The following is a 24,991-nucleotide window of genomic DNA, read 5'->3' as shown; positions in this document are numbered from 1 at the left end:
CACGGCCTCCCGATCATGCGCGAAATCGTCCTCGACACCGAAACCACCGGCCTCGATCCGCTGCGCGGCGATCGCCTGGTCGAAATCGGCTGTGTCGAGATCTTCAATCGCATGCCGACGGGACAGACGTATCACGTCTATATCAATCCCGAGAGGGACATGCCGGCGGAAGCATTCGCCGTGCACGGGCTGTCGGCCGAATTCCTGTCGACGAAGCCGCTGTTCCACGAGGTCGTCGATGCGTTTCTGGAGTTCATCGGCGATGCGCCGCTGGTGATCCACAACGCCTCGTTCGACATCAGCTTCATCAATGCCGAGCTCGACCGGATCAAGCGTGCCGCGGTCCCGCGCGAGCGGCTGGTCGACACGCTGCTGCTGGCGCGCCGCAAGCATCCCGGCGTGTCGAACCGGCTCGACGATCTCTGCTCGCGCTATTCGATCGACAATTCACACCGCACCAAGCACGGCGCGCTGCTCGACGCCGAACTGCTTGCGGAAGTCTATGTCGATCTGGTGGGGGCGCGGCAGTCGCAGTTGCTGCTGGCTTCGGAGCGGGAAGAGATTCGCGTCAATTCCGCCGGCGATGCGCCGCGGCGGCAGCGGTCGGTGCCGCTCGCGCCGCGGGTTTCGGATGCCGAGCGGGAGGCCCATCGGGCCTTCATCGCAACGATGGGCGAAAAGGCGATCTGGAACGAGTTTTTGCCCGCTCCAGCGACCGCCGATCCGGCTGGTTAAGCTCGCAGGTCAGGCCTGCAGGTTAGGCTTGGCCGGTCTGGCCACCCTGGGCGGCCATCTGCCGTTCCATGTTCTGGCGATAGAGACCGACGAAATCGACCGGGTCCAGCATCAGCGGCGGGAACCCGCCGTCGCGCACCGCGGTTGCGATGATCTCACGGGCGAACGGGAACAAGAGGCGCGGGCATTCGATCATGACCAGCGGGTGCAGGTTCTCCTTCGGCACGTTGACGATCCGGAACACGCCGGCATAGGCGAGCTCGAACGAGAACATCACCTTGCCCGCGGTCTCGGCCTTGCCTTCGACCGACAGCGTCACCTCGAACTCCTGCTCGCTGAGGTTATTGGCGCCGACATTGATCTGGATATTGATCTGGGGCGGCTGGCCCTGCTGCTGGAGCGAGCTCGGCGCGTTCGGATTTTCGAACGACAGGTCCTTGGTATATTGCGCCAGCACGTTGAGCTGGGGAGCCTGGGCCGCCTCGGGAGGGGTGCCGTTACCGTTGGTCATAGAAGTGTCTCCTTACCCGATTGGGGCTGAATTTCGCGGCGGTTGGCTAACATAGGGCCGCCTCGTTCCACAAGGACGAACGGTCCCGGATGGGAATCCAGACCGTGCTCGCAACTGTGACATTCAGGCCGGCCTTTCGGCGAAATCGCGCCTTAAACGATTGAAGATACGCGATTTCCGCCCACGATCGGGTTTCCCCTTAAGCATAAAACGCGCTACACTCGCCTCTGTGCCAAAAGGCGCCATTGGCCGGGCAAGATTTCGTGCCTACATCCCACGGACCAGACGCGCGGACCTAAAATGGTGATGTAGACTTGCCGTTCTCGTATGGAACGGTCTACTGGCCGGATTGATTTTCCCGGCAACGAAGCGACGATCCAAAGCAAAGACCAGAAAGCGAATACGACGTGGATATCTACACCATCATCTTCCTGGCGCTGGCGGTCTTCATCTTTCTGAGGCTGCGCAGCGTGCTGGGGCAGCGCACGGGCAACGAACGGCCGCCGTTCGATCACACTGCCGCCCGCAATGCGCTGGGTGGTGCCCAGGACAAGAACGTCGTGACCATGCCGGGCAAGGTGATCGACCAGGCGCCGCTGGCGCCGACGGCCGAGCCGGCCGTGCCCAGCGACCGCTGGAAGGGTCTGACTGAACCGGGCACCGCACTGGCACAGGGTCTCGATGCTATCGTCGAGAAGGATTCCACCTTCGATCCGCGCCACTTCATCTCGGGCGCCCGCGGCGCCTATGAGATGATCGTGCTGGCCTTTGCCAATGGCGATCGCCGCGCCCTGCGCGACCTCTTGTCGTCGGAGGTTTATGAAAGCTTCGACGCCGCGATCAAGGAGCGCGAGAAGAACGAGCAGAAGACCGAGACGCGCTTCGTCTCGATCGACAAGGCCGAGCTCGTTGGTGCCGAGCTGCGCGACCGCACCGCCCAGCTCACGATCCGCTTCGTCTCGCAGATGATCTCGGCGACCCGCGACAAGGCCGGCAACATCGTCGACGGCAGCGCCGACACGGTTGCCGACATCACCGACATCTGGACTTTCGCCCGCGACACCACCTCTCGCGATCCGAACTGGAAGCTGGTTGGCACCGGAAGCGCGAATTAAGCTCTTTCTCAAGAACAGCGCGACGGCGTTCTGCGCGGGTGTCGTCGTGCTGTCGATGTTTTCGCTCGGCGCCGAAGCGGCGCGGCGCCACTATCGCAGCCACCATCACCACCCCCCGCAACTAGCCGCCGCCCCGCCGCGGGCCTTGCCCTATCCGCAGCTCCCCCTGCCGTTCGAGATCTCAGGCGCGCAATATCTGCCGCTGGCCTGGGCCGATGTGAAGGGCTGGGGCGACGACGATCATCTCGCCGCCTACAAGACATTTCGCGCCAGCTGCAGGTCGATCAATGCGCAGAATGGCGCCCCTGAGCCGAAGGCACTGGGAGCATCGCTGGGCGAACCCTGCCGGGTCGCCAAATCGCTCGAGCTCGGCGACGACGCCAAGGCAAAAACCTTCTTCGAGGAGAACTTCTCACCGCTGCGCATCTCCCGCTTAGGGGAGCCCGACGGTTTCGTCACCGGCTATTACGAGCCGGTGCTCGAGGGATCGCGGACGCAGACCGACGTCTACAATGTTCCGGTCTATCGCCGCCCGTCGAACCTGTTCGTGCGCGGCTACAAGCAGGACTCGGTCAGCCTACCCAACAAGGGACCGGTCTATCGCAAGATCGGACGCCGCAAGCTGGTGCCCTATTACGACCGCGGCGAGATCGAGGACGGCAAGATCGCCGGCCGTGGCCTCGAGGTCGCCTGGCTGAAGGATCCGACCGATCTCTTGTTCGCGCAGATCCAGGGCTCGGCGCGGATCAAGTTCGAGGACGGCACGACGCTCCGGCTCAATTACGACGCCTATAACGGCTATCCCTACACGGCGGTGGGACGCATCCTGATCGAGCGCGGCATCATTCCGAAAGAGGAGATGTCGATGCAGAAGATCCGGGAGTGGATGGCGCAAAACCCTGATGGCGCCAAGGAGCTGCGCCGCCAGAACCGCGCCTACATCTTCTTCCGCGAGGTCAACCTCTCCGACAAGGACGAGGCGGTGGGCGCGCAAGGCATTCCGCTGACGGCGGGACGCTCGATCGCGGTCGACAAATCGCTGCATGTCTACGGCACGCCGTTCTTCATCGAGGGCGAGCTGCCGATCGATTCCGAGCGGTCGAAGACGCCGTTTCACCGTCTGATGATCGCGCAGGACACTGGCTCGGCCATCATCGGCCCCGCGCGTGCGGATCTCTATTTCGGCGCCGGGCAGGAGGCTGGCCGCGTCTCCGGCCGGCTGCGCCATCCCATGCACTTTGTCATGCTGGTGCCGAAGGGCCTCGACCCCGCGGCACGTGCCGCAAAGCTGCCGGTGCCGGACCCGCGGCCGTCGGAAAAGATCGCAAAGTTGTTTCCGCAGACTGATCCGGCCAAGACGGGCGCCCCTGCTGCCGCCGCGGCGCAAGGCAAGAACGAAACGGTTGCCATCGCCGGTCCAGTCCCGCTACCGGTGCCGCGTCCCGCGATCGAGCCTGTCCCTGAGCCGCGGCGACCCGTGAAGAATCGTCCCCATCGGCAGCAATGAAGCGATCGTCCCGTCCGCCCGTGCTGGAGCCCCGCCCCTCGCCGCGCCGCCGCGCGCTCAGCGAGGAAGAGCGCGCGCTGTGGGATACGGTCGCAAAGCAGGTCAAGCCGCTCAGGAAGCATCGCGTCGCCAAGGTGCATGCCGCGCCGCCCGCCGCGCCTTCGCCCGTGGCCCAGGTGACCCGGCTTTCGCCGCCGGCAAGGCCGGTTGCCGCAGCGCCGGCGCCGCGCGTCGCCAAGCCGTCCGTTCCGCCTCTGGCGCCGCTCGGCAAGCGCGAGCGCACAAAACTGTCGCGCGGCCGCAGCGAGATCGAGGCGCGGCTCGATCTGCACGGCATGACCCAGATGCGCGCCCATCGCGCGCTCTCCGGCTTCCTGCACCGCGCCCATCATGACGGCCTGACCTTCGTGCTCGTCATCACCGGCAAGGGCCGCAGCGGCGGCGAAAGCGGCGTGCTCCGCCGCCAGGTGCCGGAATGGCTGAGCCTGCCGGAATTCCGCGCCTTCGTCGTCGGCTTCGAGACCGCGCATATCGGCCATGGCGGCGAGGGCGCGCTCTATGTGCGGATCAGGCGGGCGAAATCTTAAAACGGCCGTACGATTCCGACGCGCGGGATCAGTGTGAGGACCAGGCCGAAGATATTTGTCTTCCGATCCTCGGTCGGAATCATCGGAGCTTCCTGCTTTGCCGGCAGCATCTTCACCGCATGCAGGATCAGGAACATGCAGACCGCCCAGTTCGAGATCCAGCGCGAATAGTCGAACACCATCGCGAACATCACGAGATAGGCGAGGCTGACGCCGATCAGCGCCGCAACGACGAGCCGCTTGTGCAGATCGCTGGCGAGCGCGCCGATCAGGCTCGCGAAGAAGCGCCACAGCGGCGTGTGCAGCCAGATCAGCAGCGCGAATGCGGGTACGCCAAGGATGTTGTGCGGCAGGCGGCCCCAGGTGTCCAAGATCTCCTTCGCCAGCGGCTGGTACCAGATGTAGGCGAACTGCAGCAGGTCAGTGCGGGACGGATCGGCCATCCGCGTCTTCAGATACGCGACGAAGTCCGCTTCCGGGATCGGCATCGTTCCCAAAAACTGCGCGGCGAAGAACAGCGCGGAGACAAGTGCGAGGGCGATCACGCCGAAGGCGACATTGCCGCGATTGCTGCCGTACGCGAGGTAGTGCCTGATCACTGCGATGGTGATGATCGTCGGCACGTACATCAAGAGATGAATGTGGTGGATCAGTACCAGCACGATCGAGAACAGCGCCGCCGTTGCCACGAACAGCAGCGAACCCGCCGGCATCAGCAAGAGGACGATCGCCAGCGCGCAGCCATAGATGTCGAAATGGCCGAGCGTGTGCATGAAGTTCTTCAGAAAGAACGGCGAGCCCGCGGTGAGGACGAACAGCGGCAGCGTCTTCGCGGTGAAGCCGAACGTCCTCTGGAACAGTTTTGCGTACAGCCCGAGCGTCACCAGCCACATCGCGCCGCCAAGCGCGAACACCAGCCAGACCGGCACCTTGTCAGTGAACAGCGCGACGATGGCCCCGATCAGGGCGCGCTTGATGAAGCCGAAATGGTAATCGACGAGGAGATGGATGTAGGGGACGTAAGGCGGCAGCTGGATCTTGTGAATGAGGACGCCGGCGATGATTGCGGCGTTGATCGCGAGCAGGAGGCGCCAGGGGTTTTGCAGGAGGCTAGCGGGCACGTGGCACCCGGCGCGCGTCAATCACCGCTGTTGTCCTGGACAAGCGAGTTCCTGGCAACGCGTAGCGTTGTCCAGAGCGAGCGCAGATCCGGGACCCATAACCACCGCAGGTCGTTTGAGCCGAGATCGGGGCCGCCATCTTGCTTCAACAATATCCGCTGGTGGTAATGGGTCCTGGCTTTCGCCAGGACGACAGCGGGATAGATAGCTGATCTCTACCGAACTACAAAATGAACCGGCTCAGATCGGCATTCTTGGCGAGATCGCCGACGTGCTTCTGCACGTAGTCGGCGTCGACCCTGATGATCTCGCCGCTGCGGTCGGGGGCGGTGAAGGAGATCTCGTCCAGCACCCGCTCCATCACGGTCTGCAGCCGCCGCGCGCCGATGTTCTCGACGGTGGAGTTGACGGCCACCGCGACGTCGGCCAGCGCGTCGATGGCGCTGTCGGTGATGTCGAGCGTCACGCCCTCGGTCTGCAGCAGCGCGACATATTGCTTGATCAGCGAGGCCTCGGGCTCGGTCAGGATGCGCCGCATGTCGTCGCGGGTCAGCGCCTGCAGCTCGACGCGGATCGGCAGGCGGCCCTGCAATTCCGGCAAGAGGTCGGACGGCTTGGCGACGTGGAACGCGCCCGATGCGATGAACAGGATGTGGTCGGTCTTGACCGCGCCGTGCTTGGTCGAGACCGTGGTGCCCTCGATCAGCGGCAAGAGATCGCGCTGCACGCCCTCGCGCGAGACGTCGCCGCCGACGCGACCGTCGCGGGCGCAGATCTTGTCGATCTCGTCCAGGAACACGATGCCGTTGTTCTCGACCGCGCTGATCGCCTCCAGCGTCAGCTGCTCGGTGTCCAGCAGCTTGTCGGATTCCTCGTTGACGAGGATCTCGTGCGAGCCTTCCACCGTCAGCCGCCGCGTCTTGCTGCGGCCGCCGAGCTTGCCAAAAATGTCGCCGATCGAGATCGCGCCCATCTGCGCGCCGGGCATGCCCGGGATCTCGAACATCGGCATGCCGCCGCCGGACGATTGCGTCTCGATCTCGATTTCCTTGTCGTTGAGCTCGCCGGCCCGCAGCTTCTTGCGGAAGGATTCCCGCGTCGCCGAGCTGGAATTGGCGCCGACCAGCGCGTCGAGTACGCGCTCCTCGGCGGCGAGCTGGGCGCGCGCCTGCACGTCCTTGCGCTTCTTCTCGCGGACCTGGGCGATCCCGACCTCGACGAGATCGCGCACGATCTGCTCGACGTCGCGGCCGACATAGCCGACCTCGGTGAATTTTGTCGCTTCCACCTTCAGGAACGGCGCGTTCGCGAGTTTTGCCAATCGCCGCGCGATCTCGGTTTTGCCGACGCCGGTGGGGCCGATCATCAAGATGTTCTTCGGTAGCACCTCTTCGCGCAAGGAGCCCTCGAGCTGCTGCCGCCGCCAGCGGTTGCGCAGCGCGATCGAGACGGCGCGCTTGGCGTCGCCCTGGCCGACGATGAAACGGTCAAGTTCGGAAACGATTTCGCGGGGGGAGAAGTCTGTCATGGCACCTTAGCTAGGGTCAGAAGCGGGCCGGGACAAGCCGCTTTTTTCGGCCGTCAGATGATCGGCGGGCCCGACTGCCATTGTTTCACGGCCTCGATCGGATGGATCAGCATCAGGATATTGAGCGTCAGATTGTCGCGAATGTGGAGCGCCAGCATGACCTCGAAGGCAAGGCCGAGCAGGACGGTCGCAGATACCGGCAGCACGCGCGCGGCGAGGAACCCGAGCATCATGGCGAGATTGTCAGACACCGAGTTGACAATGCTGTCGCCGTAATAGTCCAGCGAGATCGTGCCGGCGCGGTAGCGCTCGATGATGAACGGCGAGTTCTCGACGATCTCCCAGGCGCCCTCGATCAGCATCGCGATGATCAGCCGGGCCGGCCACGACAAGGTGAGGAATGGCAGACGCGCGAACAGCAGCCAGGTCAGCCCGTAGAACAGGAAGCCGTGCAGCACGTGCGAGAAGCTGTACCAGTCGGCGATGTGCTGCGAATTCTCCGAACTGTTCACCACGCCGTGCCACAGCTTGACATAGCCGCAGGTGCAGATCGGCACGCGCCCCATCGCGAACAGGATCGAGGCCTGCAGCGCCAGCAGCAGCAGCGCGACGCCGGCCCAGGCGAGCGGCGGAAATGCGACCTTGCTCTCCTGCGCCTGTGCCAGCGTCATGCTTCGCGCACCATCAACAGCGCCGGCCCGTCCGGCGTCTCGACTATGCGGTCGCGAACGAAGCCGGCTTTCTCATAAGCGCGTATGGCGCGTGCGTTCAGCGGATCGGGATCGGTCACCATGCGCGGCAGACCATGCCGAAAACGTTCATCGACAAATTGGCGAATGAACGCCGAGCCGTGGCCGCGCCCGATCATGTCGCCCTCGCCGATGAACTGGTCGATGCCACGCGTGCCCTCCGGTTGCGGCCCGAAGCCTGTATTCCAGGCGGTCAGGCGATAGCACTGAAGATAGCCGAAGGGCTTGTCGCCGGCCAACACGATGAACTGGTCCATCGCGGGTTCATCGAGGTCACCGCTCACCAGCGCGAACTGCTCGTCCGGATCGCCCCACCATTCCCGCACATGGGCTTCACCCAGCCACCGCCGGATCAGCGGCAGGTCGGCCGTGCCCATCGGGCGGAAGGCATAGGCGGGCGCCATCTCCTGTTCGGTCTGGCCTAGCCGCTCGCCAGGCTCTCGATGGTCACATTCCGGTTGGTGTAGACGCAGATCTCGGCGGCGATGTCGAGGGAGCGGCGGACGATGGTCTCGGCATCCTTGTCGGTGTCGAGCAGGGCCCGGGCCGCGGCGAGGGCATAGTTGCCGCCGGAGCCGATCGCCATGACGCCGGCCTCGGGCTCGAGCACGTCGCCGGTGCCTGTCAGGACCAGGGAGACGTCCTTGTCGGCCACGATCATCATGGCCTCCAGCCGCCGCAGATAGCGGTCGGTGCGCCAGTCCTTGGCGAGCTCCACGGCCGCCCGGGTCAGCTGCCCCGGATATTGCTCCAGCTTGCTCTCCAGCCGCTCAAACAGGGTGAAGGCGTCGGCCGTGGCGCCGGCGAAGCCGCCGATCACGTCGCCCTTGCCGAGCTTGCGGACCTTCTTGGCGTTGGACTTGATCACGGTCTGGCCGATCGAGACCTGGCCGTCGCCGCCGACCACCACCTTGCCGCCCTTGCGGACCGTCAAAATCGTGGTGCCGTGCCAGACCGGCGAGCTGTTCTGGGAATCCTTCATGAAATACCTCACTGTCCGGCCTGATTTAGGGGGTCCGAGCCAAGGGCACAACGGGCCGTTCCGGGCCGAATTTCAGTCACTATAGGCAGAAGTAGAGGCCCGGCCGGCCGTTCCCGCAGTAGCGAAGGTGTCATTTGGCTGTTAATAGACTGGCGTTTTCGGCCCCCGAGCATGATCCGGAAAAGTGGGCACCGGTTTTCCGGGAAAGATCATGCTCAAATAGAAGCGAAAGCCAGCTTTCAATGCGCACCGCGACGATCAAGCGCAAGACCAAGGAAACCGACATCGAGGTCTCCGTGAACCTCGATGGCACCGGCGTGGCCAATATCGCGACCGGCATCGGCTTTTTCGACCATATGCTCGATCTTCTCGCCCGCCATTCCCGCATCGACCTCACGGTCAAGGCGGTGGGCGACCTGCACATTGATTATCACCATACCACCGAAGACACCGGCATCGCGCTCGGCCAGGCGGTCAAGCAGGCGCTCGGCAACATGGCGGGCATCACCCGCTATGCCGGCGTGCACATGCCCATGGACGAGACGCTGTCGCGCGTGGTCATCGACATTTCGGGCCGCCCGTTCCTGGTGTTCAAGGCCGACTTCCCGCGCGACAAGATCGGTGAGTTCGACACCGAGCTGGTGCGCGAGTGGTTCCAGGCCTTTGCCATCAACGCCGGCGTGACTCTCCACGTCGAAACCCTATATGGCGATAACAGCCATCATATCGCCGAGTCCTGCTTCAAGGGTCTGGCGCGGGCGCTGCGCACCGCCGTTGCGATCGATCCGAAGGCTGTGGGCGAAATCCCGTCCACCAAGGGCTCGCTCGGCGGCTGACATCTCCGTCGGTTAACGAAACAACGCCGGCGGCATCACTGAATTCGAGAGAACGGGGCATCACCATGCCTGTCTACACAGTTCATGCTCCCTTCCCTGGTGGAGCCGATCTGCGCGCGACCGACAAATTCGTCTTCGTGCGCGACAGCTTCCATTTCTGGGCGATGATCTTCGGCCCGTTCTGGCTGCTCTGGCACCGGCTCTGGCTGGCGTTGATTGGCTGGATCGTCTTCCTGGGTGCGTTCGATGCCGGGCTGCACAGCGTTGGCGTCGGCCGCAGCTCGATCTTCTTCGCCAACATGATCGTCGCGGTGCTGATGGGCTTTGAGGCCTCCAGCCTGCGTCGCTGGACGCTGTCGCGCGGCAAATGGCGGCAGCTCGATATCGTCGTCGCCGCCGACCAGGACTCCGCCGAGCGTCGCTTCTTCGAGCGCTGGAGCCAGAAGCAGCACGGCATCGTCAACGATCAATGGGCCGTCGATCGCGGCGGCCCGCCGCCGACCCGGGGCGTGCCGGGCCAGCAATTCTCGAACCCGCCGCCGATTCCGGCCGGCGGCATCATTGGATTGTTTCCAGAACCGGGAGGGTCAAGATGAGCGTCGCCATCATCGATTACGGTTCCGGTAACCTGCATTCCGCCGCCAAGGCTTTTGAGCGCGCCGCGCGCAGCCTGGAGGATGGCCAAAAGGTCTTCGTCACCAGCGATCCCGATCAGGCCTACAGCGCCGATCGGCTCGTGCTGCCGGGCGTCGGCGCCTTCGCCGATTGCCGGCGTGGCCTCGATGCCGTCAACGGCATGGTCGAGGCGATTACCGAAGCGGTGCGCGTCAAGGCGCGGCCGATGTTCGGCATCTGCGTCGGCATGCAGCTGTTCGCCACCCGCGGCAAGGAGCACGTCATCACGCAGGGCTTGAACTGGATCGACGGCGACGTCGAGAAGATCACGCCGCGCGATGAAAGCCTGAAGATCCCGCATATGGGCTGGAATACGCTCGAGGTGCTGCAAGAGCATCCGGTGCTGAACAAGCTCTCGCTCGGCCCCAAGGGCCAGCACGCTTACTTCGTGCACTCCTATCACCTCAACGCCGCCAACGAGGCGGACGTGCTCGCGCGCGCCGATTACGGCGGGCCTGTCACCGCGATCGTCGCGAAGGACACCGCAATCGGCACCCAATTCCACCCCGAGAAGAGCCAGCGTTTTGGTTTGGCCCTGATCTCGAACTTCTTGCGATGGAAACCGTGATCCTCTTTCCCGCGATCGACCTCAAGAACGGCCAATGCGTGCGCCTCGAGCAAGGCGACATGGCGCGCGCGACCGTTTTCAATCTCAATCCCGCAGCGCAGGCGCAGAGCTTTGCCGAGCAGGGTTTTGAGTATCTCCACGTCGTCGACCTCGATGGCGCCTTTGCCGGCAAGCCGGTGAATGCTGAGGCCGTCGAGGCGATGCTGAAGACAATCAAGATCCCGGTGCAACTCGGTGGCGGCATTCGCGATCTCAAGACCGTCGAAGCCTGGCTCGACAAGGGCATCACCCGCGTCATCATCGGCACCGCCGCGGTGCGCGATCCTGAATTGGTGAAGTCGGCCGCGAAGAAATTCCCCGGCCGCGTCGCGGTTGGGCTCGATGCCCGTGACGGCAAGGTCGCGGTCGAAGGCTGGGCGGAGACCTCGCAGGTGACGGTGCTCGAGATCGCAAAGCGTTTCGAGGATGCCGGCGTCGCCGCCATCATCTTCACCGACATCGCGCGCGACGGCCTGCTCAAGGGCCTGAACCTCGATGCGACCATTGCGCTTGCCGACGCGATCTCCATTCCGGTGATCGCCTCCGGCGGCCTCGCCTCTATCGAGGATGTGAAGGCCATGCTGATGCCGCGGGCGAAAAAGCTCGCCGGCGCGATCGCCGGCCGCGCCCTCTACGACGGCCGGCTCGATCCCGCCGCCGCCCTCACCCTGATCCGCAACGCGCGCGCCTAGGAGCTGACACATGTTCAAGGTGCGCGTGATCCCCTGCCTCGACGTCAAGGACGGCCGCGTCGTCAAGGGCGTCAACTTCGTCGATCTGCGCGATGCCGGCGATCCCGTCGAAGCGGCGATCGCCTATGACGCCGCCGGCGCCGACGAGCTGACCTTCCTCGACATTACCGCGACCCATGAGAACCGCGGCATTATGTTGGACGTGGTCCGGCGCACGGCCGAGGCCTGCTTCATGCCCGTGACGGTCGGTGGCGGCGTCCGCAAAGTCGATGACATCAAGACGCTGTTGCGCGCCGGCGCGGACAAGGTGTCGATCAACAGCGCCGCGGTGTCGCGGCGCGAGTTCGTCAAAGAAGCTGCCGAAAAATTCGGCGAGCAGTGCGTGGTGGTTGCGATCGACGCCAAGCGGGTCAAGCGTCCGGGCGGCGATCGCTGGGAGATCTTCACCCATGGCGGGCGCAATTCCACCGGCATCGATGCGATCGAATACGCCCAGGAGGTGGTCTCGCTCGGCGCCGGCGAAATCCTGCTCACCTCCATGGACCGCGACGGCACGCGGCAGGGGTTTGACATTCCGCTGACCCGTGCGATCGCCGACAGCGTTCCCGTTCCCGTGATCGCCTCGGGCGGCGTCGGCAATCTCGACCACCTCGTCGACGGTATCCGAGACGGGCACGCCACGGCCGTCCTGGCCGCCTCGATCTTCCACTTCGGGGAATTCACCATCCGCGAAGCCAAGGAGCACATGGCCCGGCGCGGGCTGCCGATGCGCCTTGATGCCTGACGACTCCCGTTCGTAAAAATGCTACACAGGGCGGCGGGGAATGGCCTCCGCTGCCAAGCGTGTTTCTGAGTAAATCCGATGTCGCGTTTCACGATCCACGACCTGGCCGAGACCATCGACGCCCGCGCCGCGGCCGGCGGCGAGGCCTCCTATACCCGTAAGCTCCTGGACAAGGGCGCCGAGCATTGCGCCAAGAAGTTCGGTGAGGAAGCAGTCGAAACCGTAATCGCAGCAGTCGAAAACGATCGCGCGCATCTGATCGCAGAGAGCGCCGATCTGCTCTATCATTTCCTTGTGCTTTTGAAGGCACGCGGCATAAAGCTGGAAGAGGTCGAGGCCGCGCTGGACAAGCGGACGAACATGTCAGGGTTGGAAGAGAAGGCGTCGCGCAAGAGCGGCAACTAGCCGAGGTGGAGAGGTCGCTTCATGGATATCCGCGCACCCGAGCAGCAGTATAATCCGTACCGCGTTTATACGCGCGAGGAGTGGGCGCGACTTCGCGACGACACGCCGATGACGCTGGAGCCGGGCGAGTTCGACCGGCTGCGTTCGCTGCACGATCGCCTCGACCTTCAGGAAGTCGAGGACATTTATCTCCCGCTGTCGCGCCTGCTCTCGATCTATGTCGATGCGATGCAGCGCCTGTATTACGCCGAGCGCCAGTTCCTGAATATCCGCGACCGCAAGATGCCCTATATCATCGGCGTCGCCGGTTCCGTCGCGGTCGGAAAGTCTACCACGGCCCGCGTGCTTCAGGCGCTGCTGGCGCGCTGGTCGCCGCGGCCGAAGGTCGAGCTGATCACGACGGACGGATTTCTCTATCCCAATGCCGTGCTCGACCGGCAGGGCATCATGCAGAAGAAGGGTTTTCCGGAGAGCTACGACCTGCCGCTGTTGCTGAGCTTCCTCTCCGATATCAAGTCCGGACGCCGTAACGTCCGTGCGCCGGTTTATTCGCATCTGACCTACGACATCGTGCCGGGCCAGTGGGCCGAGGTCGACCAGCCGGACATCCTGATCGTCGAGGGTGTCAACGTGCTGCAGACCGGCAAGCTGCCACGTGACGGCAAGGCGGTGCCCGTGGTCTCCGACTTCTTCGACTTCTCGGTCTATATCGACGCCGACGAGGCAGCGCTGCGGCGCTGGTACATCAAGCGCTTCCTGGCGCTACGCGACACCGCGTTCACCAATCCAAAATCCTACTTCAACCGCTACGCGCTGCTCTCGGACGAGGAAGCCACCGCCACCGCGACCGCAATCTGGGAGCGCACCAACCTCGCCAATCTCGAGGACAACATCCTGCCCACCCGCCCCCGCGCGACGCTCATCCTGAAGAAGGGCGCCGACCACGTGGTGGAGAGCGTTGCGCTCAGGCGGCTGTAACCGCGCCGGTGAACATGGATCACTGGCGGGTCCGGACTGAGTCTCTTTTGTTGCTGACCGACAAGCGGTATTCCGCTATGCCTTCATGAACGGCAGGAGGCAGCATGGTTGATCGTCTCAGAAGCGCTGCGGAGCAGCTTGAAGCGCCGACCTGTCCGGACTGCCATATCGAGATGAAGTGGTTTCGCTCCGAACTGCTCGCGGACGAGCCGACCCCGATCATCGCGCACCTCTTCGTGTGCCCGCATTGCAAGCGCGCAGCGCAGACCGAGACCATCTTCAAGGCAGACGTACCGCCGGCTGGCAAGCTCTCGACGCCGCGGTCTACGGCTTCTGCCGCATAACTGATCGTTTCCGGACCTACTGTTGCGCTTTCGCGCCGACGAAGATGTGCCACGTCGTCAGAAACATTGCGGCGACCAGTGGGCCGATGACGAAGCCGTTCGCTCCGAAAGTTGCAAGGCCGCCCAGGGTGGCAAGCAGCACAATATAACTTGGCATCCGGATCGACTGGCCGACCAGCACAGGGCGAAGAAAATTGTCAGCAAGACCGATCACGAAAGTACCGAATGCGAGCAGGATGATTCCCTTCGTGACCGCGCCTGCTACGAGCAGGTAGAGGCCGACCGGGACCCAGACCAGCGCGGAGCCGAGCACAGGCAGAAGCGAGAGCAGCGCCATGAGGGCGCCTGCCAGCAGCGGCGCAGTCAGGCCGAGCAGCCAGAAGATCAGCCCGCCAAGCGCTCCCTGGATCAGTGCAACCAGAATGATCCCTTTGATTGTCCCGCGAACCGAGAGGGTGAACGCATCCAGAATCTGGGCGGTGTGGCTCGCACGCAGCGGCAGCGCGTCGCGGATGCGTACGTTCAGCTCGTCACTGTCGCGCAGGAAAAAGAACAGCAGGTACAGCATCACGAGCAAGCTTGCGACGAACTCCACCGTCAACTGGCCGATGTTGATCGCGTGCCCGGCCAGCTGCTGGCCGGCCGGGACGACCAGGCTCGAGAGGCGCTCTTTTAGGGCCGAAAGATCAATGCCGGCCAGACGATCCGAGACGGAAGCCGCCCAGTCGGGCAGCGCAGATTTCAGTTGCTGCAGGGGATGAGCGAGACCGATTTCCCCGGTCTGAACCCGCTGATACAGTTCCCCGCCCTGTTCGACGAGCGAGGCGATGACGACCCCCACGGGGATCAAAACCATGACGACCACGACGACGACGGTGGAAAGTGCGGCAAGGTTGCGCCATTCCGGGAGCGCTTCCAGGCAACGTCGATAGAGTGGCGCGAAGATGATCGCCAGCAGCGTGGCCCACAACACTGCGCCGGAGAACGGCCACAGCACCCAGCCGAACGCAACGGAGATTGCCGCAAGCAAGACGAGGAATGAGCGGTCTTCCGATGTTCTCACGTGTCGCCGGCCTTTCAGTCGCTCCTCACCGAGCATTGGTATCACAGGACTGTGGCGGGGCGGCAAGATGCCCATCGGCGGTCGGTTGGATGCGGCCTGTCACTTGCCGGCTTTCGCGCTCCAGTCCGCAGCCTTGATGCGCCCGGCAAAGGTGGCAGAGCCGGAGCCGCTGGCCCTGTAGACGAAAGCTTCGCCTTCCTGCACGTCGCCGGCCTCCTTGCCGAAGGCATCGGCGATGTTCGTCTTGTGCGTGACCAGGAAGGTGTTGGTGCCGGCCTTCGGCGGCGTATCGACGAGCTGACGCACGGCCTGGCCCGCCCTCGCATTTGCACCGGTCGGGTTTGCCATCCCCGATGCACTGGCGTTGCTGCTGTCCGTCAACGCATCGACCGGCTTGACCTCGCGGCCGGAGATCAGCTTGCCGGCCTCGATCGCACGGTTCAGCCGGCTTGTGTAGACATCCCCGATCGGAATCGCGCGCTCCTGGATCGCCGCTCCGATCTGACGCGCCATGTCCCTGCCCTTTTCACTCAGCTGGCGCTGGGCACTCATGTCGTCGAACCTGAAGGGATAGACGTCCTTCTGGCCGTCGTCGGTCGCGGTGTGCCGAAAGACGAGAACGTAGCCGCCTTGCTTCAGCGAGGCGATGAGCTCCGACGTGTCGGCCGTGGCGCGTTGGGAAATTCCGACGAGAAGACCAATGACTGCGAGGCGGCAAAGCACGTTCATGTGCTAAATCCTCTATTGCACGCCCCCAAGCATGGTGACGCGCAAGCCGACGGATTTCAATTACCGATTGTTCGCAGGGTCGAGGTTCCCGCGAATAGATTAGATCGCGAGCTGCCGCGACGCTGCCAGACCTGCCAATGCTTCGTCCAGCTTCTCGCGGTCGAGCGGCTTGATCAGGAAGCCGTTCATGCCGGCCTCGAAGCAGGCGTAGCGATCCTCCACCAGCGTGTTGGCGGTGAGGGCGAGGATCGGCGTGTGATGGCCGCCGGTGGTGGCCTCGTGGGCGCGGATGCGTTTGGTTGCCTCGATGCCGTCGAGCTGCGGCATCTGGATGTCCATTAGCACGAGATCGTAGGGCGTGCCCGCCGTGCTAGCTGCCAGCCAGGATTCCAGCGCGGCCTCGCCATGGACGGCGATGACGACGCGGTGACCGAGCTTTGTCAGCAGCGAGCGCATCAGCAGCGCGTTGATCTCATTGTCTTCGGCGACGAGGATCGACAGGGCTTTCGCCGGCGCGGAGCCGGCCGTTTCAGCCGGCGGCTCCGGCGCCAGATCGGGCGAGGCAATCTCGGGCGCCAATGCCAGGCGCGCGGCGAGCGAGGCTGCGCGCAGCGGCTTCACCAGGAAGCCGGTGAAGGCTGGCGAAATCTTTTCGTGGCGCGAGCTCGACGTCAGCAGCACCAGCCGCTGAGCCGCATGCGTGCGAGCGGCTTCGCCCAGGTGATCGGCGACGGTCGCACCAAGCGCTCGGTCGACCAGCACGGCATGCCATGAGCGCTCCGGCAGCAACGCTTCGGCGACCGAGGCATCCGAGATCAGGCAGGTCTGACCGCCCCAACGTTCCAGGCGCCGCGCGATCAGCGAGGCCTCGATGCCCTCGGCCATCAGCAGGATCGACTTGCCGGTGAGGTCAGGGCTCGGGAATGTCGTTTGCCCCGTGGCTCCTTGCGACGGCGCGAGCGGCACTGCGACCCCGAAGGTCGCGCCCTTGCCCGGCTCGCTCGTCAGCGTGATGCGGCCGCCCATGCGCTTGACGATGCGTTCGCTGATGGCGAGACCAAGCCCGGTGCCGCCATAGGTGCGGGCGACGCGCTCGTCGGCCTGCTCGAACTCGCGGAAGATGCGCTGCTGCGCTTCGGGCGCGATGCCGATGCCGGTGTCGCGGACCAGGAAGCTGATCTCGTTCGGCCAGATGCCGGGTTCGACGATCAGCGCGACGCCGCCGCTTGTGGTAAATTTGATGGCGTTGCCGGCGAGATTGAGCAGCACCTGGCGCAGCCGTGCGGCGTCACCGACGACTTCCAGCGGCAGGCGCTCGTCGACATAGGCGGCAATCTCGAGCTGCTTGGCCTGCGCACGCGGCGCCAGCAGCTCGGTGATCTCCTCGATCAGGGTCGAGAGCGCGAACGGACGCTGCTCGAGGTCGAGCTTGCCGGCCTCGATCTTGGAATAGTCGAGCAGCTCCTCGATCAGCGCCATCAGCGCTTCGCCCGAGGTCTTCACCGCCCGGGCATAGGTCGCCTGCTCCGGCGTCAGATGGGTGTCGAGCAGGAGGCCGCCCATGCCGATGATACCGTTCAGGGGGGTACGGATCTCGTGCGAGGCCATCGCCAGGAAGCGTGACTTGGCGCGGTTGGCAGCATCGGCCTGGTCGCGCGCCTCCGACAGCGCACGCTCGGTCTCGGTGCGATCGGTGACGTCGCGCCCCACGCTCTGCAATTCGGCCGCCTGGCCGGCGTCGAGCCGCACGTAACCTTCGCGCCAGGCGATCCAGCGCGCGCCGTGCGGTGTGGTGATCTTCTGGTCGTGGATGCGCGTGCCGTTGCTTTCGCGGGCGCTGTCGCCCTGCTCCAGCACGTCGAAATCGAAGCGCGTGCCGACCAGCGCGCCGCGCGCCTGTCCCGCAAGCGTACAATAGGCGTCGTTGGCGTAGGTGATGCGGCCCTGATGGTCGCGCAGCACGATCAAATCGCCCTGCTGCTCGAACAGGCTGCGGGCACGTTCCTCGGCTTCCTTCAGCTCCCAATTGCGGTCGATCAGCGCCTCGTTGTGGGCGGCGAGGGTGCGCATTCGCTTGTTGACGAAGCGCAAGCGCATGCTCAGCGTGGCAAGGCCAAGGCAGGCGAGGGCGAACAAAAAGCTCGCGCCGATCGCAAAGGCGTTCGGATCGTAGCCGGAATTTTCGGAGCGGCTGCCGGAGACGAAGCCATAGGCGCCGCCAAACGTCGCCGAGAAGATCATGAAGGAGCGGATCGTGAAGGCTATTCTCGGATGCTGCCGCCTGAAGCGGCGCATGCGCACCCTGATCCGGAACGTCCGACCCATCGTAACCCCGACTCTTGCTCGAAACCCCACCGCCGCTGCGTGCGACGATGTCGCGCCGACCTTGCGAACAGCTTGAGGCTTAGGTTCTGCCTCCAAACAGGGTTGACGAGGTGTTAACGCCTCAGAGTGAAGCGGCCTGGAATGGGCGGCGACCGTCGTGAGCGCCGACGATCAGCGCCGCCGCCTCGCGCTGCGAGAACGTCCTGGAGCGCACGTAGATTCGATAATCGGCGGGGCCGTCAGTCGAGAGATAGATGACCGGTCCGCCGTCGACCGGCTGCGCCGCGATGGTGACGAGGCGGTTTGCGGGATTGGCCTGGCAGGAGTCAGTCTCGGAACCGAGGCCGTCGTCGACGACCGCGAAGTCCGCGGCGTCCGCATCGTCGGTGATCTGAACCCTGATCGTGGCCCGCGCCGGATCGTCCGTGAAGGCGACGTGGATTCCGGCGGTCCAGAACAGGGTTGTCAGCTCGACGGAGGTTTCGCCCAGGGCGATGCAGGGATGCGAGACCGATCCGATCTCGCCGCGGGCAAAGACGGCTGCCGCCAAAAGGGGAACAACGGAGGCCAGGATCTTGAAACGCAACATGACACTCTACTCGCCAGGCCCTTGGGAAACTGCCCTTGGAAACTCGTTGGGCCTTATGGTTTGCAGAGAGTAAAGGAAACTCGTTACCGCCGGGTTGACGCGCGGAATGATCACGCCATCTGGCGCACATCCTCCGCGAGTGCGCGGTAGGACAGCGCCTCGGCGAGATGCAGCCGGCCGATCCTGTCGGCGTGATCGAGGTCGGCGAGCGTGCGCGCGACCCGCAGCACACGGTGATAGCCGCGCGCCGACAGCCGCATGGTCTCGGCGGCATCGCGCAGCAGCTTGGCGCCTTGCGCATCGGGCTTTGCGATCTCCTCCAGCACGGAGGCGGGCGCTTCGGCGTTGGTGCGGATGTTGGGCAGGCCCGCTTCAGTGTAACGCGCGAGCTGGATGTCGCGCGCCGCGGCGACGCGTGCTGCGACCTCGGCCGAGCCCTCCGCCGGCGGCGGCAGGATCAGGTCGGCGGCGGTCACGGCCGGCACCTCGATGCGCAGGTCGATGCGGTCCATCAGGGGACCTGAGATGCGGGCCTGGTAGTCGGACGTGCAGCGATCGATGCGGCCGCGCTTGCAGGCGTAACCGGGCTCGAAGGCGTTGCCGCAGCGGCAGGGATTCATTGCTGCGACCAGCATGAAGCGCGCAGGGTAAGTGACGCGGTGATTGGCGCGGGAGACGGAGACCTCGCCATTCTCCAGCGGCTGGCGCAGCGAATCCAGCACGCGCGGATCGAATTCCGGCAGCTCGTCGAGGAACAGCACGCCCTGATGCGCGAGCGAGATCTCGCCGGGTTTTGCGCGCATGCCGCCGCCGGTGAGCGCAGCCATGCTGGCGGAATGATGCGGCGAACGGAACGGCCGCCGCGACGTCAGCGCGCCGCCCTCGATCTCGCCGGCGACGGACGCGATCATCGAGACTTCCAGAAGCTCGCCCGGCGACAGCGGTGGCAGGATCGAGGGGAGGCGCGCCGCCAGCATCGACTTTCCGGCGCCGGGCGCGCCGATCATCAACAAATGATTTCTTCAATGGGAAAAGTTATGCACTTCCGCGCCGCCGTTATGTGTGCCCCGCAACTCTCGGGCCGAACGGGTCCCCTTTGGTCAACCGGGCCCCCGCCGGAACGCACTAGCAGTCTCGACTTCAAAATCCGGGCTTAAAGGGCCGCCGCCGCTGCCCGGCTCACATCAGAAGCGCGTGTTTCTACTCCAGCACCGCTGAGCCTCTCCGAACGTGAAGGCCCCCGTGGTCGCACCCGCCCCTTGGCGGTAAGGTGGGGCACAGCGAAGCCGTCATAAAAGACGTTACCGAGGTGGCTGAAGGAATTACACCATGGGACCCACTACCCGCGAGGTGAAGCTACACATTGAGCAGGGCGTTTCGGTCACGCTGCCGGGCAGCGGCATCCCGTATTTGCTGCCACCGGGCGATTACGTTGGCTATCTTCACGAGACCGATGCGGCGCTAGACAACGCAATGCTTTGTCTTGCCGATACGACGATCATCACGAGGCTCAGGCTTGCCGAGCATGCGCGCCCGATTAACTTCGAGGTTTCGCGACTGATCAAATCAGGCGAGATAGAAGTCATTGAAGATTGATCGTCGCTAGATCGGCTCCCGCTCGCTGGAGAGGGCATAACGAACTCCCCATCCAATCAAGGCATAGAGCACCCCAAGGCCCGCCAGCGAACCTACCAACAGCGCCGAAGCCCCGGTGGCCATCGCATACACGCTCACGCCTGCGGAGAAGACCGCGATGGCGATGCAGAGCCAAAAGACAATCGTCCCGGTGATCGACGCGGCGCGCGGAGCCTTCTCGCGAAACACCCGGGCGAGCGCGATCACGGCGCGGACAATGCCCGCGAAGAATACGCCAGCAATGAGCCCGCCGATGATGCCGGGGATAATGTGCGCGGGAGCTGCTTGGTACGCGCCCCAGAGGCAGCTCGCCAAAATGATCATGACATCGCGGAGCTTCATCCTGCGGCGGGGCGGTGCCGCTCCGCAACTTGGGCACGCCATTGCGGACTTGCTGATCCGATGGCCGCAGTCCGGGCAACTGATGAGATTTGGCGTGCGTAGCGGTGATGGCCCCATGCAGGCGAACCTAAATCGCGTTCTTAAACTGGGCAATCCTTTTGATGGATGGTCGTTTCTCGGCAACGGCTGACAAGCGACGCCTGTTGGTCATCGTTCGGCAGCATGTTGCGCTTAGTGATGCGCCACTGGAATAGGCAAGGAATAGGCTTGGAAGCGTTGTGGCAACGGCGGGTGTCTGATTGTTGGGCCCCCTTTCGAAGTATGGGACCCTTTTGGGATCGGCCGCAATCCGCGTTTCAAGTTCCTCGGGTTAAAGGCCGCCGCAGCCGCCCGGCTCACTGCAGCACTGCTCCGTGTTCACGTTTTCGCCCGGTGAGCCTTCGGTCAACCTGTGTGTTTGCGGGGGTAACGGAAAGTTTCAGACCGCTCACGCCTGAGAGGGTTCCTTCGGCAAGTACGCATCCAAGTCCATTGCGTGAACCGAGAAGTTCTGCTGAGCCTTTAGGATGTGGCTGTAGAGCTGTAGCAAACCATTTCCCTCCCCGCCAAACAACTCCGCTGGCCGTTTGTACGCACGCCTTCCGGCGAACCAACCTTCATCCAGGATACAGACACCGTGGACATGGGAATGATCCTCATCAAGGCATGCCTTTAGTTTCGCACAGAAGCGCTGATAGGTTGGACCTAGGCCCTTCTGCGCGAATGCCACGATATAGTTTCTTGGTGGCGTTTTTTCGGTGTACCGGACCGTTGCTGTTCGGCTTGGTCTCGCAACGTCGCTGATCGTGACGGGGACAACATACTTCTTCTGCGATCCAACCTTCCGCATCTGCATGATGGCATCCATGCTGGTTCGAAGCTCGCGCTTCGTCAGCACCGACTTAACCTCAATCGTGGCGAAGACAATCTCAGCAGGGAATAAGCAGGAGCCGAACTCAGAGAGGAGCGGCGAGTTGAAGAAGTTGTCATAGATCACGATGTCGGTCTGGCGGCTAACGTCGCCATGGGCGGAAATGACTACGCCAGTGCCAATGGAGAAGCGTTTTGGCAGCGTGCGAGAGAGGACGCTCCTGATGATTTCCTCGGCGATGCGCCCGCGCTCTCCGGCGTGGGGCATCATGCGTCCCAACTCGCGCTGCGACTGGTCAGCAATATCTTGGAGCGCCGACATGTATGAGAGGTGTGGGCTCGAACCCACCCCCGAACTCGTCGCACGTTTCGCCATCTGCACTCCTTTTGCGCCCAAAACGCCTCGTGCCACTCGGCGTGCCCTTGAGCAGACTAGTCTGCCGTGCGCGCTTGGCCGGCCTCTCTCCCCTTCCGCTCAATGACTTTACGGCCACACCGGGAAAGGGTGCATAAGGTAAGTCCTTCTTGCACCCCTGTGGCAACGTGGGTCTTGGTATTGGGTCTTCCCGTATCGCTTTGTTACGCTTTTTTTTGCCACAATCGAACTTACTGCCCTATGCAGGGTGCATAGGCTGGGTCCTTCTTGCACCCCCTACTCGTCGACCTCCAAGTTGATGCCCTTGGCTCTCATGACCTGCAACTGCACCTCGTGGGTTTCCTCTAATTGCCCGTCCTTTACGTGGCGGCTGAGGGCAGCGGCGAGTTCACTGCACATGTGCGGATCGTAAATCCACAGCGCCCTAGCGGTCACCTCGGGGTTCTCTGAGAGCGTGTTCGTCATCCGCTTGCTGAGATTGCGTGCGAGCTTCGCCGCTGCCTCCTCAAGGGACCATTGGCCCGGCGTTAGACCCACCCACTCTGCACGAACCCTGCTCCAACTGTACGTGGCAAGTGATGGTCCTAGCTTCTGTCGAAGCTCTTTTCCGCTTGGTGTCTCCTGCGTCCGGTGCTGCTTCACAATACGGCGCATCATCGCAACAATGCCCTCGCTGACGCCCGTTAATTGGACCACCTCGCTCTTGCTCCCCCAGCCGTTCAGCGTTCGCCTCCACGCCTCCTCTTGCTTGTCGCCGTGGCTGATGGGCAGCTTGATCAATTCATTGCGTCGAAGGCTTTCATCCGCAGCTTCCCGCACCGTCCCAGCGAACCACTCGCACTTGATTGCCGTCCTACGCTTTAGGCTGAGATATGCTGCAAGGCGGTGATGTCCGTCCACCACCACCCATCTACCGGCTAGTTTGATGACGAGCACGGGGTCAAGGTCTCCCTTGCGGGTTATGCGGGTTGCCAAGTCCTTCACGTGCTTCGGGTCCACCTCACGGAGGCCTTCTGAGAACCTTCGAGGCTGAAACAACTCAAGGCGCGTCGTGATGTCGATGGGCTTCACGTTCACATACAGCGGTCTTTCGGTGCTCGTCGGTTGCTCTAGTTCCCGTTCGGCCTCCCTCAGGGCGTCCGCTACTACCTTGGCGTTGATCTGGCTGGGTCTCTTCTTCATGCCGTTTCCGCGCCCTCTTCTTGGCTCTCAATCGTGTTGCCCTCCCAATCGAAACGGTTGGTGTAGAACAACGTCTCCTGCGGTGTTTCCGCATGGTGCCACAGGATGTCCATCCGGCCCGCCTGCGGTCTCATCACCATGATCTTGACCGCGCCCCGCAGTGCCTTATTGGCAACCGCGGTGTCCAACGGTTCACTCGCAAACGCCTTCTCTACCGCAGCGAGCCTACTCTTGACGTTCGTGCTTGTGAGGACGTCACGTCGCTCGATGGCCTTCCTGAGAGTGTCCCTGACCGTCTCAAGCTCTTGCTCCGTTCGCTGCAATTCCTGCTTCGCCACCCGGCTCTTGTCGCTGATAGCTATTTCCAACAACTCTCTCACCCGGTCCTCTCCAGCCTCTACCTCGACCTGAAGCTGTTCGATCCTGCCTTCAATCTCAGGGGTCTCTGTGCCCCGTGGTGCTTCCTTCAGGGTCACCTTGAGGTTCCGTGTGAATGCCTCTACCGCCTGCCGATACGGGACGCTCTCATAAGGGTGCGTGACGGCCTTGGCGTGCGCTGCTGAGCACACCAGGTACACATGGTCACCTTTGTTGACCCGGGTGACTGTGTTCCCACAGTGCTGGCACTTCATCACGCCAGCAAAGATAGACCGTACGGGAGCGGTGCTGTTTCTTCCGCGCGCCTCGGTGGTGCTCAGGCGGGCATTCACACGTTCGAAAAGCTCACGGTCCACGGCTGCGGGAAAGCGGTGCTCAATCGCTGCCTCAGGGATACGCTGCTTGGTTCTCTTGCCCTCAACCTTCACTACCCGGTGAGGCACGAAGATTCCTATGGCGGCCTTGTTGGTGAGGAGCTTGCGAACGTAGGAGCGGTGCCAATACTTCGCCTTCCACTTCCCTGCGCCCCACGTGTCCTCTTTGGTCTCGTTGAGGTGCGCAGCGATGCTGTGTACGCCCATTCCCCCGTCAGCCATTTCAAACATCCAGCGCAACAGCGCGGCCCGCTCCTCGATCAAGGCGTAGCGGCTGGCGCTCGCGTCCCATCGGAGCCACCCGGGGAGCCTCAGGGTGTACGGCTTGGTGAGAGGCTCTTGTCCCGCGAACTTCTTTCGCCTTGCCTCGTGCGCCTTGGCTACACGGCCGCCTTTGGTCGCGCTTTCCTCATTGGCGCGGATGAAGCGGACAACCATCATCAAAAACAGCATCGGGTCTTTGTCGAGCGTCTCCGCGTTGTACTCTCGGCCACCGTCCGACAGGTCCACGACGGTGATTCCAGCCTCGACAATGTCTTCGATGGTGCGGACAGCCTTGCGTGCGGCTTGCCTGCTGATCCGGTCCAAGTTCTCGACAAGAAGCCAAGACCCTCGCGGGATGGTGCCTTCGCGGACGAGTTCTAGGAACACGCCCAGTGCGCCGGTCTCCAAGTTGGCTCCCGTGAACCCTGAGACGCCTCGATCCCGAAACGTCAATTCATCATCAAGGGTGACGTGGTTCGCAGCGGCCCAAGCGCGGGCAGCGTCAATCTGCCTTTCGAGCGAGTGTCCTTTGGCTTGCTCAGGCGTGCTGAAGCGGATGTAGCTGTATGCCCTCGGGGGCCGCTGCGTGTCCATGGCGGTTAGTGGCTTCTCAGGATGTCAGCGGTGACCGTGTGGAGCATGTCGTCTGCAAAGCCCCTCCGAACGGCT

The 24,991-nt window shown here is 63.5% G+C and carries 27 protein-coding genes and 1 pseudogene; 13 read left to right on the top strand and 15 right to left on the bottom strand.

All coding sequences use genetic code 11. From position 1 onward, the window contains the following. Positions 1–15: 15 nt before the first annotated feature. Positions 16–735: a DNA polymerase III subunit epsilon gene (gene dnaQ, locus JQ635_RS19110; RefSeq protein WP_211411366.1), complete on the top strand. Its 720-nt coding sequence runs from the start codon at positions 16–18 to the stop codon at positions 733–735. A 22-nt stretch (positions 736–757) separates the two neighbouring features. Here the strand turns inward: dnaQ and secB are convergent, their stop codons facing one another. Further along, a complete protein-coding gene (secB, locus tag JQ635_RS19105; protein ID WP_063685373.1) occupies positions 758–1,246 on the bottom strand; it encodes a protein-export chaperone SecB in 489 nt (162 codons plus the stop codon). Between the two features lie 407 nt (positions 1,247–1,653). On the opposite strand from secB, the gene JQ635_RS19100 reads away from it, so the two are divergent. From JQ635_RS19100 to JQ635_RS19090, 3 genes are read left to right on the top strand one after another with little or no spacing between them, the layout of a single operon-like run. Continuing rightward, positions 1,654–2,361, top strand: a complete 708-nt coding sequence (locus JQ635_RS19100; protein ID WP_211411365.1) for a Tim44/TimA family putative adaptor protein — start codon at positions 1,654–1,656, stop codon at positions 2,359–2,361. Then, complete coding sequence (gene mltA, locus JQ635_RS19095; protein WP_211411364.1) at positions 2,339–3,868, top strand: murein transglycosylase A; 1,530 nt, start codon at positions 2,339–2,341, stop codon at positions 3,866–3,868. The genes JQ635_RS19100 and mltA overlap by 23 nt, the downstream gene beginning before the upstream one ends. Beyond that, positions 3,865–4,455, top strand: a complete 591-nt coding sequence (locus tag JQ635_RS19090) for a Smr/MutS family protein (protein ID WP_211411363.1) — start codon at positions 3,865–3,867, stop codon at positions 4,453–4,455. Before mltA ends, JQ635_RS19090 begins: the two co-directional genes overlap by 4 nt. Here the strand turns inward: JQ635_RS19090 and JQ635_RS19085 are convergent. The 5 genes from JQ635_RS19085 to hslV form a co-directional block, all read right to left on the bottom strand. After that, positions 4,452–5,576, bottom strand: coding sequence for a hypothetical protein (locus JQ635_RS19085; RefSeq protein WP_211411362.1), 1,125 nt, complete (start codon positions 5,574–5,576; stop codon positions 4,452–4,454). The two genes, JQ635_RS19090 and JQ635_RS19085, sit on opposite strands and share 4 nt — an antisense overlap. Before the next feature lie 223 nt (positions 5,577–5,799). Then, entirely contained in the window at positions 5,800–7,104 is a 1,305-nt protein-coding gene (hslU, locus tag JQ635_RS19080) for an ATP-dependent protease ATPase subunit HslU (RefSeq protein WP_211411361.1), read from the bottom strand. A 53-nt stretch (positions 7,105–7,157) separates the two neighbouring features. After that, positions 7,158–7,775, bottom strand: a complete 618-nt coding sequence (locus tag JQ635_RS19075; protein ID WP_211411360.1) for a DUF2585 domain-containing protein — start codon at positions 7,773–7,775, stop codon at positions 7,158–7,160. Next, positions 7,772–8,257, bottom strand: a complete 486-nt coding sequence (locus tag JQ635_RS19070) for a GNAT family N-acetyltransferase (RefSeq protein ID WP_211411359.1) — start codon at positions 8,255–8,257, stop codon at positions 7,772–7,774. The genes JQ635_RS19075 and JQ635_RS19070 overlap by 4 nt, the downstream gene beginning before the upstream one ends. A gap of 17 nt (positions 8,258–8,274) precedes the next feature. Beyond that, positions 8,275–8,835, bottom strand: a complete 561-nt coding sequence (gene hslV, locus JQ635_RS19065; RefSeq protein WP_211411358.1) for an ATP-dependent protease subunit HslV — start codon at positions 8,833–8,835, stop codon at positions 8,275–8,277. Between the two features lie 242 nt (positions 8,836–9,077). On the opposite strand from hslV, the gene hisB reads away from it, so the two are divergent. The 8 genes from hisB (at position 9,078) to JQ635_RS19025 (ending at position 14,156) form a co-directional block, all read left to right on the top strand. After that, the gene (gene hisB, locus JQ635_RS19060) at positions 9,078–9,671 is read left to right on the top strand and encodes an imidazoleglycerol-phosphate dehydratase HisB (protein WP_211411357.1); all 594 of its coding nucleotides are present in this window, start codon (positions 9,078–9,080) and stop codon (positions 9,669–9,671) included. A gap of 65 nt (positions 9,672–9,736) precedes the next feature. Further along, positions 9,737–10,267, top strand: coding sequence for a DUF2628 domain-containing protein (locus tag JQ635_RS19055; RefSeq protein ID WP_211411356.1), 531 nt, complete (start codon positions 9,737–9,739; stop codon positions 10,265–10,267). Next, positions 10,264–10,914, top strand: a complete 651-nt coding sequence (gene hisH, locus JQ635_RS19050) for an imidazole glycerol phosphate synthase subunit HisH (protein WP_211411355.1) — start codon at positions 10,264–10,266, stop codon at positions 10,912–10,914. The genes JQ635_RS19055 and hisH overlap by 4 nt, the downstream gene beginning before the upstream one ends. After that, positions 10,911–11,645, top strand: a complete 735-nt coding sequence (hisA, locus tag JQ635_RS19045) for a 1-(5-phosphoribosyl)-5-[(5-phosphoribosylamino)methylideneamino]imidazole-4-carboxamide isomerase (RefSeq protein ID WP_211411425.1) — start codon at positions 10,911–10,913, stop codon at positions 11,643–11,645. Before hisH ends, hisA begins: the two co-directional genes overlap by 4 nt. A gap of 10 nt (positions 11,646–11,655) precedes the next feature. After that, positions 11,656–12,429 (top strand): imidazole glycerol phosphate synthase subunit HisF, encoded by a 774-nt coding sequence (gene hisF / locus JQ635_RS19040; RefSeq protein WP_211405119.1) that lies wholly within the window; start codon positions 11,656–11,658, stop codon positions 12,427–12,429. 78 nt (positions 12,430–12,507) lie between these two features. Further along, entirely contained in the window at positions 12,508–12,834 is a 327-nt protein-coding gene (locus tag JQ635_RS19035) for a phosphoribosyl-ATP diphosphatase (protein WP_211411354.1), read from the top strand. 21 nt (positions 12,835–12,855) lie between these two features. After that, entirely contained in the window at positions 12,856–13,812 is a 957-nt protein-coding gene (gene coaA / locus JQ635_RS19030) for a type I pantothenate kinase (protein WP_211411353.1), read from the top strand. Between the two features lie 104 nt (positions 13,813–13,916). After that, complete coding sequence (locus JQ635_RS19025; protein ID WP_211411352.1) at positions 13,917–14,156, top strand: hypothetical protein; 240 nt, start codon at positions 13,917–13,919, stop codon at positions 14,154–14,156. Between the two features lie 16 nt (positions 14,157–14,172). On the opposite strand, the gene JQ635_RS19020 is transcribed toward JQ635_RS19025, so the two are convergent. From JQ635_RS19020 to JQ635_RS19000, 5 genes and pseudogenes are all read right to left on the bottom strand, one after another. Continuing rightward, positions 14,173–15,255 (bottom strand): AI-2E family transporter, encoded by a 1,083-nt coding sequence (locus JQ635_RS19020; RefSeq protein ID WP_246583628.1) that lies wholly within the window; start codon positions 15,253–15,255, stop codon positions 14,173–14,175. Positions 15,256–15,318: 63 nt separating this feature from the next. Continuing rightward, complete coding sequence (locus JQ635_RS19015; protein ID WP_211411351.1) at positions 15,319–15,948, bottom strand: histidine phosphatase family protein; 630 nt, start codon at positions 15,946–15,948, stop codon at positions 15,319–15,321. A gap of 99 nt (positions 15,949–16,047) precedes the next feature. Further along, on the bottom strand, positions 16,048–18,273 hold the full coding sequence (locus tag JQ635_RS19010) for a PAS domain-containing hybrid sensor histidine kinase/response regulator (protein WP_211411350.1): 2,226 nt from the start codon (positions 18,271–18,273) through the stop codon (positions 16,048–16,050). A 121-nt stretch (positions 18,274–18,394) separates the two neighbouring features. Beyond that, positions 18,395–18,862: a hypothetical protein gene (locus JQ635_RS19005; protein WP_211411349.1), complete on the bottom strand. Its 468-nt coding sequence runs from the start codon at positions 18,860–18,862 to the stop codon at positions 18,395–18,397. A gap of 110 nt (positions 18,863–18,972) precedes the next feature. Then, positions 18,973–19,881 (bottom strand): annotated as a pseudogene (locus JQ635_RS19000) (YifB family Mg chelatase-like AAA ATPase); the annotation flags it as partial. A 310-nt stretch (positions 19,882–20,191) separates the two neighbouring features. Between JQ635_RS19000 and JQ635_RS18995 the strand changes: the two are divergent. After that, positions 20,192–20,458 carry a hypothetical protein gene (locus tag JQ635_RS18995; protein ID WP_211411347.1) on the top strand — a complete coding sequence of 89 codons (267 nt, stop codon included), beginning with the start codon at positions 20,192–20,194 and terminating at the stop codon, positions 20,456–20,458. A gap of 6 nt (positions 20,459–20,464) precedes the next feature. On the opposite strand, the gene JQ635_RS18990 is transcribed toward JQ635_RS18995, so the two are convergent. The 4 genes from JQ635_RS18990 to JQ635_RS18975 all read right to left on the bottom strand — a co-directional run bounded on the left by JQ635_RS18990 (position 20,465) and on the right by JQ635_RS18975 (position 24,916). Beyond that, the gene (locus JQ635_RS18990) at positions 20,465–20,839 is read right to left on the bottom strand and encodes a hypothetical protein (RefSeq protein ID WP_211411346.1); all 375 of its coding nucleotides are present in this window, start codon (positions 20,837–20,839) and stop codon (positions 20,465–20,467) included. 487 nt (positions 20,840–21,326) lie between these two features. Then, positions 21,327–22,124, bottom strand: coding sequence for a DUF6602 domain-containing protein (locus tag JQ635_RS18985; RefSeq protein ID WP_211411345.1), 798 nt, complete (start codon positions 22,122–22,124; stop codon positions 21,327–21,329). A 276-nt stretch (positions 22,125–22,400) separates the two neighbouring features. Continuing rightward, positions 22,401–23,306, bottom strand: coding sequence for a ParB/RepB/Spo0J family partition protein (locus tag JQ635_RS18980; RefSeq protein ID WP_211411344.1), 906 nt, complete (start codon positions 23,304–23,306; stop codon positions 22,401–22,403). Continuing rightward, positions 23,303–24,916, bottom strand: coding sequence for a recombinase family protein (locus JQ635_RS18975; RefSeq protein WP_211411343.1), 1,614 nt, complete (start codon positions 24,914–24,916; stop codon positions 23,303–23,305). Before JQ635_RS18975 ends, JQ635_RS18980 begins: the two co-directional genes overlap by 4 nt. Positions 24,917–24,991 lie beyond the last annotated feature (75 nt).

This window comes from Bradyrhizobium iriomotense, assembly GCF_018130765.1.
In the GTDB taxonomy this organism is placed as follows: domain Bacteria; phylum Pseudomonadota; class Alphaproteobacteria; order Rhizobiales; family Xanthobacteraceae; genus Bradyrhizobium; species Bradyrhizobium iriomotense_A.
Note: the sequence above shows the minus strand (reverse complement) of the source record. Positions and strands in the feature narration are given on the sequence as shown.

Coding starts and splice junctions, on each gene's coding strand:
- dnaQ (WP_211411366.1), top strand. CDS start 16: ATGCGCGAAATCGTCCTCGACACCGAAACCACCGGCCTCGATCCGCTG.
- secB (WP_063685373.1), bottom strand. CDS start 1,246: ATGACCAACGGTAACGGCACCCCTCCCGAGGCGGCCCAGGCTCCCCAG.
- JQ635_RS19090 (WP_211411363.1), top strand. CDS start 3,865: ATGAAGCGATCGTCCCGTCCGCCCGTGCTGGAGCCCCGCCCCTCGCCG.
- hslU (WP_211411361.1), bottom strand. CDS start 7,104: ATGACAGACTTCTCCCCCCGCGAAATCGTTTCCGAACTTGACCGTTTC.
- JQ635_RS19075 (WP_211411360.1), bottom strand. CDS start 7,775: ATGACGCTGGCACAGGCGCAGGAGAGCAAGGTCGCATTTCCGCCGCTC.
- JQ635_RS19070 (WP_211411359.1), bottom strand. CDS start 8,257: ATGGCGCCCGCCTATGCCTTCCGCCCGATGGGCACGGCCGACCTGCCG.
- hslV (WP_211411358.1), bottom strand. CDS start 8,835: ATGAAGGATTCCCAGAACAGCTCGCCGGTCTGGCACGGCACCACGATT.
- hisB (WP_211411357.1), top strand. CDS start 9,078: ATGCGCACCGCGACGATCAAGCGCAAGACCAAGGAAACCGACATCGAG.
- JQ635_RS19055 (WP_211411356.1), top strand. CDS start 9,737: ATGCCTGTCTACACAGTTCATGCTCCCTTCCCTGGTGGAGCCGATCTG.
- hisH (WP_211411355.1), top strand. CDS start 10,264: ATGAGCGTCGCCATCATCGATTACGGTTCCGGTAACCTGCATTCCGCC.
- hisF (WP_211405119.1), top strand. CDS start 11,656: ATGTTCAAGGTGCGCGTGATCCCCTGCCTCGACGTCAAGGACGGCCGC.
- JQ635_RS19035 (WP_211411354.1), top strand. CDS start 12,508: ATGTCGCGTTTCACGATCCACGACCTGGCCGAGACCATCGACGCCCGC.
- coaA (WP_211411353.1), top strand. CDS start 12,856: ATGGATATCCGCGCACCCGAGCAGCAGTATAATCCGTACCGCGTTTAT.
- JQ635_RS19025 (WP_211411352.1), top strand. CDS start 13,917: ATGGTTGATCGTCTCAGAAGCGCTGCGGAGCAGCTTGAAGCGCCGACC.
- JQ635_RS19020 (WP_246583628.1), bottom strand. CDS start 15,255: ATGCTCGGTGAGGAGCGACTGAAAGGCCGGCGACACGTGAGAACATCG.
- JQ635_RS19015 (WP_211411351.1), bottom strand. CDS start 15,948: ATGAACGTGCTTTGCCGCCTCGCAGTCATTGGTCTTCTCGTCGGAATT.
- JQ635_RS19010 (WP_211411350.1), bottom strand. CDS start 18,273: ATGGGTCGGACGTTCCGGATCAGGGTGCGCATGCGCCGCTTCAGGCGG.
- JQ635_RS19005 (WP_211411349.1), bottom strand. CDS start 18,862: ATGTTGCGTTTCAAGATCCTGGCCTCCGTTGTTCCCCTTTTGGCGGCA.
- JQ635_RS18995 (WP_211411347.1), top strand. CDS start 20,192: ATGGGACCCACTACCCGCGAGGTGAAGCTACACATTGAGCAGGGCGTT.
- JQ635_RS18990 (WP_211411346.1), bottom strand. CDS start 20,839: ATGAAGCTCCGCGATGTCATGATCATTTTGGCGAGCTGCCTCTGGGGC.
- JQ635_RS18985 (WP_211411345.1), bottom strand. CDS start 22,124: ATGGCGAAACGTGCGACGAGTTCGGGGGTGGGTTCGAGCCCACACCTC.
- JQ635_RS18980 (WP_211411344.1), bottom strand. CDS start 23,306: ATGAAGAAGAGACCCAGCCAGATCAACGCCAAGGTAGTAGCGGACGCC.
- JQ635_RS18975 (WP_211411343.1), bottom strand. CDS start 24,916: ATGGACACGCAGCGGCCCCCGAGGGCATACAGCTACATCCGCTTCAGC.